This is a genomic window from Allorhizocola rhizosphaerae (assembly GCF_003426775.1).
GTDB classification, from domain to species: Bacteria; Actinomycetota; Actinomycetes; order Mycobacteriales; family Micromonosporaceae; genus Allorhizocola; species Allorhizocola rhizosphaerae.
This window is the reverse complement of sequence record NZ_QJUG01000249.1, coordinates 1-11,560: the sequence shown is the minus strand read 5'-3', so window position 1 is coordinate 11,560 and position 11,560 is coordinate 1. Positions and strand designations below refer to the sequence as shown.

Annotated in this window: 10 protein-coding genes; 3 read left to right on the top strand and 7 right to left on the bottom strand. The window is 69.0% G+C overall.

All coding sequences use genetic code 11. From position 1 onward, the window contains the following. A partial coding sequence (locus DM816_RS35280) for an SGNH/GDSL hydrolase family protein (protein ID WP_483964166.1) occupies positions 1 to 282 on the top strand: 282 nt, incomplete at its 5' end. A gap of 184 nt (positions 283 to 466) precedes the next feature. Next, positions 467 to 1,234: a DUF3152 domain-containing protein gene (locus tag DM816_RS35275; RefSeq protein ID WP_246002541.1), complete on the top strand. Its 768-nt coding sequence runs from the start codon at positions 467 to 469 to the stop codon at positions 1,232 to 1,234. Here DM816_RS35275 and DM816_RS35270 read toward each other — a convergent pair. Beyond that, the gene (locus tag DM816_RS35270; protein WP_117214792.1) at positions 1,210 to 2,949 is read right to left on the bottom strand and encodes a sensor histidine kinase; all 1,740 of its coding nucleotides are present in this window, start codon (positions 2,947 to 2,949) and stop codon (positions 1,210 to 1,212) included. The genes DM816_RS35275 and DM816_RS35270 overlap by 25 nt on opposite strands. Continuing rightward, positions 2,949 to 3,629 carry a response regulator transcription factor gene (locus tag DM816_RS35265; RefSeq protein ID WP_117214791.1) on the bottom strand — a complete coding sequence of 227 codons (681 nt, stop codon included), beginning with the start codon at positions 3,627 to 3,629 and terminating at the stop codon, positions 2,949 to 2,951. Before DM816_RS35265 ends, DM816_RS35270 begins: the two co-directional genes overlap by 1 nt. A gap of 172 nt (positions 3,630 to 3,801) precedes the next feature. On the opposite strand from DM816_RS35265, the gene DM816_RS35260 reads away from it, so the two are divergent. Further along, on the top strand, positions 3,802 to 6,075 hold the full coding sequence (locus DM816_RS35260) for a putative bifunctional diguanylate cyclase/phosphodiesterase (RefSeq protein WP_162908157.1): 2,274 nt from the start codon (positions 3,802 to 3,804) through the stop codon (positions 6,073 to 6,075). Between the two features lie 41 nt (positions 6,076 to 6,116). Here the strand turns inward: DM816_RS35260 and DM816_RS35255 are convergent, their stop codons facing one another. The 5 genes from DM816_RS35255 to DM816_RS35240 form a co-directional block, all read right to left on the bottom strand. Beyond that, positions 6,117 to 6,791 carry a hypothetical protein gene (locus DM816_RS35255; protein ID WP_117214789.1) on the bottom strand — a complete coding sequence of 225 codons (675 nt, stop codon included), beginning with the start codon at positions 6,789 to 6,791 and terminating at the stop codon, positions 6,117 to 6,119. 87 nt (positions 6,792 to 6,878) lie between these two features. Then, positions 6,879 to 7,247, bottom strand: a complete 369-nt coding sequence (locus DM816_RS35250; RefSeq protein ID WP_117214788.1) for a hypothetical protein — start codon at positions 7,245 to 7,247, stop codon at positions 6,879 to 6,881. Between the two features lie 31 nt (positions 7,248 to 7,278). Then, positions 7,279 to 7,485, bottom strand: a complete 207-nt coding sequence (locus DM816_RS43155; RefSeq protein WP_162908156.1) for a hypothetical protein — start codon at positions 7,483 to 7,485, stop codon at positions 7,279 to 7,281. Between the two features lie 260 nt (positions 7,486 to 7,745). Further along, a complete protein-coding gene (locus DM816_RS35245; RefSeq protein WP_162908155.1) occupies positions 7,746 to 10,823 on the bottom strand; it encodes a hypothetical protein in 3,078 nt (1,025 codons plus the stop codon). 31 nt (positions 10,824 to 10,854) lie between these two features. After that, on the bottom strand, positions 10,855 to 11,560 hold a 706-nt coding region (locus DM816_RS35240), incomplete at its 5' end, for a hypothetical protein (protein ID WP_211588996.1).

Here is an 11,560-nt window from a genome sequence, read left to right as displayed (position 1 = left end):
GCCTGCCCCGACCTGGGCGCGGCGCGGGCGATCGCGCAGCCGCTGCGCCAGATCGTGGGCTGGCTCGGGCGGCGGGTCGCCCGAGCGCAGGTGCGTGCGGTGCACGCGGCCGGTGGCGCGGTCGTCGACCTGGGCGACGAGACCGGCGCCGTCTTCCGCGCCGACCCCAACACGCTGTGCCACGACAAATACCATCCGTCGGCCGACGGCTATCGGGTCTGGGCCTACGCCCTGCTGCCCGCAGTTGCCAACGCCGCCGGGGTCACACCGCGCCTGCCGTAGGGCCGTGACAGCGGGCCCTACCATGCCCGCCATGGACGAATGGGTCAGGCCCCATGGCCGCGTCTGGCTGGAGCCCGACGAGTTCCAGCGCGTGCTCGCCAGCCGGCGCGACGGTGCCTAGCGCTCGTCAGCTGCCAACAGGTTCTTCACAAGGTCTTCATGATCTCGTTGCTACCCTCGGCCGGTGCGGTGGTGGGTCGGTGTGCTGATGATTGGCGTGCTGATGGTGTCCGTGGGCGCGATGAGGGCCGTGACGGGGTCGGAACAACCCGTGCGTGCCGAGCAATCCGCGAGCGCCGCCCCGCCGACGCCTTCGGCAGACCCGGCTTCGCCCGCGCCGGTGTTGCAACTGCCCGGCGACATTCCCACCAACGGGCCGGGCACGTTTGTGGTGGGCACCGAGCTCGGCCCGGTGCTCGGGACGGCCGGGAGGCTGCGGCGCTTCCACGTGGCCGTGGAGTCCAATGTGGTCGGTGAGTTGGCCGAGTTCGCGGGCATGGTTGAGCAGACACTGGGCGACCCGAGGAGCTGGATCGCGGGCAAGCAGCATCGATTCCAGCGGGTCCCACAGGGTCAGGCCGCCGACTTCACGGTGTATCTGGTGACACGGCAGACCGCGTACCAGATGTGCCGGGTCAATGGCGTGGACATCCGCGAGAACGGCGTCCCCTATACGTCGTGCCGCCAGGTGCGCAAAGTGATCATCAACCTTGACCGGTGGCGGCTGTCGGTGCCCGATTATGTGAACGGTGGCCTGCCGCTGCGGCTGTACCGCGAATACGTGATCAATCACGAGGTCGGGCATGAGCTGGGCCGCGGGCACGAGGCGTGCCCCGGCGCGGGCAAACCCGCCCCGACGATGCAGACGCAAACGTTGGGCCTCAAGGTTTGCACCGCCAACCCGTGGCCGTACCTGGACGGCAAGCGCTACGTCGGTCCGCCCGCCCCATGATGGGCGGGAAGCCGGAGGGTGAACGTCGCGCCGTGGCCGGGCGGGCTGCTCACCGCGATCGTGCCCGCGTGGTCGTGCACGATCTGCCGCACGATGGCCAGGCCCAGCCCGACGCCTGAGCCGCCAACGGCCTGGCGGGCGTCAGAGGAGGCCACGCCGCCCTGCGGCCGGCCGCTGCGGACCGGGGGCCGAGGCGAGACGTCCGTGGCCATGGGGCGCTGACGGGCCCGGTCGGCGCGCCAAAAGCGCTCGAACACATGCGGGAGGTCTTCGGGCGCGATGCCCGCGCCCGTGTCGGAGACCGACAGCTCGACCCACGGTCCACTGTGGACGACGGTGAGCGTGACGGTGCCACCCGGCCGGCATGCCGTGAGCGCGTTGCGTACCAAATTATTGACCGCCTGTCGCAACCGGTCCGGATCACCGTCCACATAGGCCGGACGCTGCCCCGCCCGCACCGCGATGTCGATGTCGTCCGAAAAGTGTTGCCGTGCATAGCTTTCCACCAGCTCGGCCAGATCGACCGGCACCCGCCGATAGCTCAGCCGCCCCGCCTCTGCCAGCGCCAGGTCCTGCAGATCGTCGATGATGCGCTGCTGCAGCAGCGCCTCCTCCCGCAGCGACCAGAACAGCTCGCGGCTGGGCTCGGCCGTGCCGTCCGTCAGCGCCTCCAGGTATCCGCGCAGATTGGTCAGGGGCGTGCGCAGCTCGTGCGCGACGTCGGCGGTCATCCTGCGCTGGCGTTCCTCGCTGTCCTGCAACGCCTGCGCCATGCGGTTGAAGGACCGGCTGAGCGCGGCGATCTCGTCGCGCCCGCTGACCGGCACGCGATCGGCCAACCGGCCCTGCCCCAACCGGTCCGCCGCCGCCGTCAGCGCTCGCACCGGGCGCAACACGCGCCGGCTCAACAGCAGGCTGCCCGCGATGGCAATGGCGGCAACGAGTCCCGCCGCCGCCGCGACCGGCCCGACCGGAGGTGTGGCCGGCCGGTCATCGGACGCTCCAATGTAGACACGAAGCGGTTCGGGCGCCACCGGCGAGATCTGCCGCAGAAACGCGGTCTGCAGGCAGTCGCGCATGGCCACATTCGTGAGCGTCTCGCACGGCTGGACCGCCCCGAGGAACGCCTCGAAGTCCTTCTCCGGGACCTCGGACTCCCGCTCACACAGCTGGGGCTCGCCCCGCTTCGTCGGGAACGGCTTGACCGGCTGGAGCTCCTCCAGGCCGAACTGCCCGACGGATATCACGGTCGGGACACCCGCGTCGAGGTAGCACTTCTTGAGCTTGCGCTGGCGGTGGTACATGCTGATCGCCGACGCGGCCAGCTTGACCGCGCCGCCACCGGCGATGCTGTCCCGCAGCGGCAGGACCGGGCGGGCGTCGGCGATCAGCGGCGCACCCGCCACCGGCCGGGCCGGGCCTCCCGCGAGCACGTCCGAATCGGCGATCTCCCGGCCCGACTCCCCCACCACCCAGATCCGCTGACCGGTCCGCCCGGCGAGCTCCGCCACGAGCCGGTCGACGCCGTCCCACGTGTCCTTGTCGCGCCCGTAGCGCACCAGCTCCGTCGTGATCAGCCGGATGTCCTCCTGGCCCGCGGTCACCGACTGCTCGATCTCGCGCGCCACGGTGCGCAGCGTCAGCCAGGCCGTCGCCGCGGTCGCCACCAGCGTCACCAGGACGACCAACGCGAGCACCCGCAGCCGGAAGCTCATCACGACGACGCCGCCAGGCGGTACCCCCGGCCGTACACCGTCAGCACGTACCTCGGCTCGACCGGATCGGGCTCGATCTTGCGCCGGATGTTGACGATGTGCGCGTCCACCGTGCGCTCCTCCACGTACCGGTCGAATCCGAAAGCGCGATCGATGATCTGTGCCCGGCTCAGCACATGGCCCGGCGGGGAGGCCAGCGCGCACAGGATGTCGAACTCCTTGGCGGTCAGCGACACCGGCCGCCCCGCGACGCGGGCCTCGAACCGCGCCACGTCGAGCTCGATGTCGCCCGCGACGATCCGCACGGCGGGCTCCGCCGCCTTGCCCCGGCGCAGCAGCACTCTCACCCGCGCGGCCAGCTCGCGCGGGTTGTACGGCTTGGTCATGTAGTCATCGGCGCCGATGTCGAGCCCGAGCAGCAGGTCCTCGGTCGTCGTCCGCGCGGTCAACAGCAGGATCGGGATGCCGGACTCGGCGCGCAGGATCCGGCACACGTCCAGCCCATCGACGACGGGCAGCATGATGTCCAGGACCGCGAGATCGGGACGGTAGGCCCGGCACACGTCCAGCGCCGACCGGCCGTCGGAAACCACGTGCAGGCTGTGCCCCTCGCGCTCCAGATACATCCTAATCAATGCGGCCTGTTTCGGGTCGTCCTCGGCGACCAGGATGCGCGACATTCGCTCACAGTAGATGAGTTGAGCGCACCGGGCGGTCCAGAGTAGACAGACCGGCCCGGTTGGTGTTTCCTGCATCAGAGGCAGCGCCTGGGCGGTTCATGGTTGATCATCCGGTTACCCGATTAGATAGGCTGGTACCGTTGCGCGCTGCCCCTGGCAGGGAGGTGTGTAGGTGTCGCAGGCGGCCCCGACGTCCATGGCGCCGACGGCTTTCAAGCTGTCGGGGCTGTGTCTTGCGCTCGGCGCGGCGGCGGCCGGCGTCTACGTGGCCGCGTCGGACACCATGCTCGCCGCGGCGGTGTTCGTGCTCGTCGGGCTCGGCAGCGGGGTCGCGATCCTCTACGGGATGCGCCTTTACCGCCCGGTTCCCGCGTGGCCGTGGGCGTGCCTGTCCGCGGCGTGCGGGGCGTTCGTCGGCGGCGCGGTGCTGCGCGGGTGGGTGCAGGACAGCGCGGGCACCTCGTCGCTGCTGGGCGACTCGTTCACCATCCCGGGCTATGTGCTGATGTTCCTCGGCCTGGGCGGGTTTCTGGCCTCGCGCACGGGGGCCCGCAAGCACGCGCTCATCGATGGGCTTCTGGTCGCGGTCGGCGCGGGGCTCGTCTTCACGCTGCTGTTGGCCGTCCCGGCCGCATCGATCGGCGGCCGTCCGCCCGTGGTCTCCGCGCTGGCCGGCATCTACCCGATGCTCGACAGCGTGCTCGTGCTCCTGGTGCTCAACCTCGCGTTCAGCACCGCCCGAAGAGGCCCGGCCTACTACCTCCTGATGTGCTGCATGGCCCTCATGCTGACCGGCGATGTGGCCTATGCCGTTATCGGTACCACCGGTGAGCTCACCGGCTCGCCCCTGCTCGATCTGCCGTTCCTGCTCGGCTTCTGCGCGGTCGCCGCGGGCGCGCTGCACCCGTCGATGGTCGACCTCGGGGGCCGGGCCGACCTGCCGGTGCAGGCCTGGTCGGTGCCGCGCCTGCTGCTGATCGCGCCCGCGCTGGCGGCCCCGTTCGTGCTCGCGGTGCTGATCCGGCAGCCGTCGCTGGTCGACCGGGCCGTGCTGGCCACGGGTGGTCTGCTGGTCGTGGCGCTCCTGCTGATCCGCGCCGTGTCGGCGGTGCAGGGCTATGTGGCGGCCCAGCATCAGTACGAATATCAGGCCACGCACGATCCGCTGACCGGCCTGGCCAACCGCGCGCTGTGGTTCGCGCAGGTGCGTTCCATGCTCGCCCAGCCGGCTCCCCCCGGGGTCCACGTCTGGGTCTTCTTCCTCGACCTCGACGGGTTCAAGTTGGTCAATGACTCCCGCGGGCACGGCGCCGGCGACGAGGTGATCAGCGAGGTGGCCAGGCGGCTGAGCGCGTGCGTGCCGCCGGGCGCGGCCATCGCCAGGGTTGGCGGCGACGAGTTCGCGCTCGCCTGCCAGGCCCGCCACGACGAGGCCATCGAGGTGGCCGAGGAGGTGCTCCGCACGCTGCGCCAGACGCTGCGGATGCCGACGCTCAACGTGGCGATCAGCGCGTCGATCGGCATCGCCACATCGGCCAACATGGCGGGCGGCGCGACCGCCGAAGACCTGTTGCGCGATGCCGATACGGCGATGTATCAGGCCAAGGCCGCGGGCCGGGACACGTGGGTGATCTTCGATCCAGTGATGCGCGAAAGGGTCCGCGAGCGGATCGAGACCGATCTCGCGCTGCGCGAGGCCCTGGAGACGCACCAGTTCGAGCTGGCCTTCCAGCCCATCGTGCGGCTGTCGACCGGGCGCCCGGTCGGCGCCGAGGCGCTGATCCGCTGGCTGCACCCGGAGCGCGGGATGGTGCTGCCGACGAGCTTCATCCCGGTCGCCGAGGAGTCCGGACTGATCATCGACATTGGACGGTGGGTGATCCACGCGGCCCTGCGCCAGCTGGCGCAGTGGCGCGAGGCCGGCACGGTCGACCACGGCTTCAGCATGTCCATCAACGTTTCCGCCCGCCAACTGCACGACCCGCGCCTGCCGGCCGACCTCGGCGCGGCCCTGGCTCAATACAGGGTGCCCCCGTCGGTCGTCACGGTCGAGCTCACCGAGTCCGTGATGATCGACGCGACCAGCGGCGCCGACCAGGTCATGAACAACCTGCGCGAGCTGGGCGTGCAGCTGGTGGTCGACGACTTCGGCACGGGCTTTTCCGCGCTCGGCTATCTGCGCAAATATCCGGTCACCGGGGTGAAGATCGACCGCTCGTTCGTCGCGGGCCTCGGCAGCAACACCGAAGACGAGGCCATCGTGCGCGCGGTCGTGGCGATGAGCACGGCCCTGCACCTCGGCGTGGTGGCCGAGGGCGTGCACGACGAACGCCAGCGCGACGTGCTGGAGGCACTGGGCGTGCGCTATGGGCAGGGCTGGCTGTGGGGCAGGCCCGCGACCGCGGACGCCTTCGAGACCATGGTCGCACCGACCATCACGGCATAGCGCGACCGCGGACGCCTTCGAGAGCACGGTCGCACCGACCATCACGGCATGGCGTCCACACTGAACGCCCAATATGTCTGCGTGTCCAGGCTTTCGGCCACCATGCCGGGGCTCAGCCGGCGCAGTGTGCGCTCGATCGCCCGGGGCAGACCGAGCGCGGCGTTCCGCCCGCACACGTCGAGCGCGGCCACCCCGCCCGCGGCCTGCACCTCCGCCCACATCTGCGCGATGACCGCCTCGAAGATCCCGCTGCTGCGATGCTCCGGGTCGATCACGAAGAAGCCCAGATACCAGATGTGTTGCCGCGCGTACAGGTGCGGCCATCGACGGGCGAAGAATTCCGGTGATATCAAAGGCATCGCGCCGAGCTCGTTGGTGAACGTGGCCAACGCGATGATCCGATCGTCGCCGTCCTCGGCGACCGCCAGGTGCTTGGCCACCCGTTCGTCGCTCATCACCTGACCGAACTCGGCCAGGCTCATCACCTGCCGCTGCACGGCCGCGGCGCGCAGGTGAGCGAACGCCGCCGAGTACATGCCCCACGCCTGGCTCAGACGGGGCTCACTGAGGATTTTGGACTTTTCCAGCCGCATGAGCACCTCCTTGCGTACTTCGGAGGCTACGACCTCATGCGGCCCGCGTGGGGTACCGGTCACCCAACTTGACCTGATGATCTTCGGGCAACCGGCGCGCACGGCGCGTAACACGATCCACATCGGAGCGTCGTCGAAGCGTTCTCGATCTGTGGCGCGGCAACGCGCTGCCAGTGCCGGGCCAACGCGCGCCGAGCTGTCGGCCTCGCTCTAAGTTTGGCGTGCCTCTTTCCCAACCTCCGACTCGATCGTTTCGAAGATGTCGGAGTCTGTCTCCTGCTGCCATGACGGGAGCTGATCCCAGTCGGCCACATGAGACGGCTTCGGATCTGGAATATGCTTATAGATTTGTCCGATCCAGGACAGCGCCACGAACCGGCCTTTCTGGGCGCGAGAAAGCTTCTCGGTCGCACCGTGGCGGACGAAATGAGTCACTTGCTCGTAAACGGCGGATGCGCTTGCCTTCTCCCATTCCGGCGTATCTTCCCAAGGAGTTATGTAGGAAGCTCTCGGAGTGCCGGGATAATGTTTATTGACGCCGGCGATCCATGCCTCACGGAACACCCGCCCGCCGTTCACAGTGACTCCAGAATATGTGTTTGCACATGGGTCATCTTGCGCATGACAACGCCTGATCCAGTTCTCTGGCAACATCAAGGGCCGCATTAGCGTAGTGCCTGATCTGTTCGCGATCCTTGCGCAGAACACCGACCATCGCCAGATCAGCGAAAACCGTCCCCCGGCGCCGAAGCGAAAGCGGCAAGTCCAAGGCAGCTGACAACGCTGCTTCCGCCAGGTCCGGCTTGCCGAGCTCCACGTAGCAGAAGCCGCTTTCCTCCGCTAACGAGGCTCATGGAACCGCAGCCACCCTCCATTGTGGGTCTTTCCGTCCACTTGCTGCAAGGCATCGTGACCCTGCACCAAGACCGCCTGGCCTGCTGGCTGGGGAGGCACTGGCCCAGGCCCGGCAGGCGCTGGAGCTCGTCGAGGACTGCGATTACCTCGAACTTTCGCAACAGGCCGCCGGGAGGCCGATGTGGCCCTCCCGGCGGCTCTTGACCCGATGGTGCCGGCGTATCAGGTTCGGCGCACGAAGGTGTCGGCGAGTGAAAGCTCATCGAGCACGGCCTGCACGTCCGGCATCCCCTCGGTGTACACGCCGCCTGCCAGCTCCCGTGAGTGCTGCTCGTAGCGTGCGGCCAGCGCGGTGAGCCGGCCGTGGGTGAGGGCGATGATGCAGTCGCCGACGGGATCGCCGCTGGCGCCCTGCGGGTTGCCCGGCGCGCAGTTGGCCGGGATGTGGATCTGCTGCGCGAGCGGGTTGTAGTCGCGCTGGCCCTCGCCGCACGCCCCGGCCACCGGCCACCGCCCGCTGCCCAGCACGCAGGATCCGTAGTTGGCCTGCGCGCGGGCGAAACTGCTTGCCATGACGGGCATGTCGGCCCAGTCAGCGGGCAGCCGCTCCGGCCCGAACGTCTGCAGCGACAGCAGTTCGTCGCGGTCCAGCGCGCGAGCCCACCCGAGCTGTGTATAGGCCTGCAGCAGGCGGGTCACCTTGGCCAGACGCGCATTGTGGTGGTGCAGTGGACTTCCCACCGTGTTCAGCGCAGACACGACGCTGTCGTAGTAGGACTTCTGCCGGCCGCTGAGCCATTCGTTGGCCCGGTCGCGCACCCAGTCGCGCATGTTCCACGCGGTCTGCTCCGGGACGCTGTTCTGGAACGTGGGCAGGTACGAGCCGGTCCAGTTGCGGTCCAGGTAGTACCGCTCGTTGTTGCAGTATCCGCCGGGCGCGCCGGAGACGTAACGCCTGCACACCTCACCCAGCGGCCAGACGTTCTCCCAGCTGCGGAACGGCACGACCCAGCCGTTCCAGTTCACCTGGACCTCGAAGCGGATGCTCAGGTCGGCGAAGGTGCGTGTCCACTTGTAGTCCTCGGCCACCTCGACGTTGGTGAAGTTGGCCGTGTAGCACAGCCGCACCGTGGGCTTGACCGGGTGGGCCCACCGGGCGAACAGGATCTCGTCCGGCGTGTTGGTGAGGGTCATATTGGACGGGCGCGCGAGCGCGGGCCGGTTCGTCCCGCTGCACGCCGGAGCCGTTGCGCTGTCGGACATCCGCGCCTGCGCCGGGATCGGCTGCGAGGCGGTGCCGAACATGTTGTAGGCCTTGCCCTCCGGGTTGGAACCGCGCAGGTTCGCCAGCTCGCCCGCGAACGCTTGAGCCGCGCCACGGTAATCGTTGAGCAGGTTGGTGAACAGCGCGTTGGTCCGGTTGCCGTTGGCGTCCGGCGCCGCGAGCGGCTTGCTGAACTGGGTCGTGCTGTCCAGGATGCCCTGTCCCGCACCGAGGATCCCACCGGCCCGGCCCGGGTTGACCAGCTTCGCGTAGCCCGGGTTTTCGACCTCGAGCCGGGCGTACGAGCGGGCCGCCACGATCCACGGCGCGACGTCCGCGGGTGGGGCGATGGGCGTGGCCTGCCAGCTGTAGTGCTGGCGGGCGTACCAGTCAAGATAATGAATGGCGCCCTTGGCCCGGTAGGTTTGCAGCACCGCGAGCGGGTCCTGCGTCGGGTAGGACTCGGGGTCCGGCCCGGCGAACGGCGCGTGGTAGGCCGTGTCCGTCGCGAACAGGTGCAGCGGGTTCTCCACGGTCTGGTAGTCCGAATAGGACTGTATGGGTTCGCCATAGGTGTCCAGATGCCCGATGCCCCAGTTGATCCGCTCCTTGACCGTGTTGAGCTGGCCCTGCTGCAGCGCCTTCATGATCGCCGCACCCCAGTTGTTGACCGAGGTGTTCAGGTTGAACAGGCTGCGCTCCATCCCGGCGAGCCTGGCCAGGGTGACCTCCTGCAAGGCGAGCAGCTCGTCGAACTTGCTGATCATCGTGCCGTAGACCGTGGTCAGCGCGTTCTCGATGCGGTCGAACCGGCCGTTCATGTTGTTGGCCAGGTTGGCAACGTCTTGGCGCAGCCGCTGCATCTCCGCCATCATCAGCTGGTCCATGCTCGGCTGGTTGGCGAACACGGGCAGCAGCGCGCCGATGGCGCCGATGATGTTGCCGGTCAGCGCGACCGTGCTCATGGAGGTGAGCACCTGGCCCAGGCCCATCCCGGCGATGGTGGGGATGAACTTGTTGATGGCCGTGGCGATCTGCACGGCGGACTTGCCGACGCCGGTGACGATCCGCTTGGTCCGGCCACCGTCGTTGACGGCGAAGCCGAGCAGCGTGCCGAGCACGTCCACCGCCGTGCCCGCGCCGTCGATGATTTTCTGGCGCTCGGCGGCGGCGTCGCGCTCCTGGGCGTGTATCGCCTCGGTGGGCCGCGGGCCGTTGACCACCAGCGGATAGCGGCTGTTGAGCTGCCCCACCAATCCGATCATCGCGGTGTTCTGGGCCTGTATGGCGCCCATCGCACCGTTGATCTGGGCCCGGACCTCGCGTAGGTAGGTCTGCGTGTTGCCCTGCGCGGCCAGGATCGCGTCGATGTTCATGTACGTATAGATCACGGGATCGGCCGCGAGCTGGTCGACCGTGGCGGTGGACATGACGCCGAGCCGGGCGCCGAAGTTGCCGTCCCATGCCTGGGCGAACGCCGGATCCTGCTGGGCCATCGCGGTGACGTAGCGCCAGACGCGGTCCTGGATCGGGTACAGCCGCTCGAACGTCTCGTACGAGAACTGCGCGGTGGCCACCTGGTCGAGCCGGTCGCCGTAGAGCTTGCCCTGCGGCGCGATGACCATCTCGTACAGCTCCTTCATGACCGGCGCGGAGACCGACGCCCTCGGGTCCAGGGCGAGCAGGTTCAGCAACCGGGGCATGAGCTCGTACGCCTGCCGGGTCATGTCGGTGGCGGTCAGTTTGCTGTCTATGTACTGCCGCACGACCGCCACATGCTCGTTGAGCTGCTGCACGGTCGCGTTCGGGTGGAGTTGCCGGTAGGCGTACAGCTCGGCGCTGAGCGCGAGGTCCTTCATGCCCTGCGCGCCCGGCGTGTGCAGCCGCGCCGACGCGACGAAGAGCTTGTCGCGGAACTCCTGCGCCTCGATCTCGACGGGGTCGGTCGCGTAGGCGGCGTTGCCCAGCGCGAAGACCGCGGCCAACGCGACGGTGGTCGCGACCGCCCACGATCGGAAAAGTTTCACCTGTCTCATGCGGCTCACTCTCGCCGCCGAGACTTCGGTCCTACTTGGACGATCTTTCCAAGCCATTTCCAAGTGGTACGGTGGAACCGCTCATGATCATTTGGTTGACCTGCGCGCGGCTGAGCGTCGAGCCACGGGCCAGGCAGTCATCGAGTGCTCCGGCGGGCAGCGCCGACCGCACGGCCGATGCCTCGCGCGGCCCGTCGACCGGGTCCATCAGCTCGGGCGAGAACCCGATCCGCGAACCGTGCGCGACCACCGCACCGAGCAGGACCGCCGCGTCCTCGGTGCGCCCGGTCTGCGCCAGGGCCGCGGCCGTCGTGTGCGCCAGGATGAGCCAAGACGTGATGTCGGCGGCCGCGTCGAGCGGGACGAGCACGCGCGTGGCGAGCTTGAGCGCGTGCCCGGGATCGCCCGCGTCCATTGCGGACTTCATCGCGGTCCACGCCGCCCCGGCCGCCGCCCAAGAGTGCCCGCACGCCTCACTGGCGACCACCGCGCTGTCCGAAATGGAGCGTGCCTGCGCCGCGTCGCCGGCCAGCCGGTTGAGCATGCCCAGAATCATGAGCCCCTCGGCCCGCACCCATCGCACGTCAGCCCTTTCAGCCGGCTTTGCGGCCAGCATTTCGGCCAGATCGAGGCCGCGCCGCGCCACGTCGAGCCCGGCGTCAAGGTCACCGATCAGGGCCCCGAAGTGCCCCGCGTAGATCATCGCCCGTGCCTCGGTGGGCGCGTCGCCGCACTCG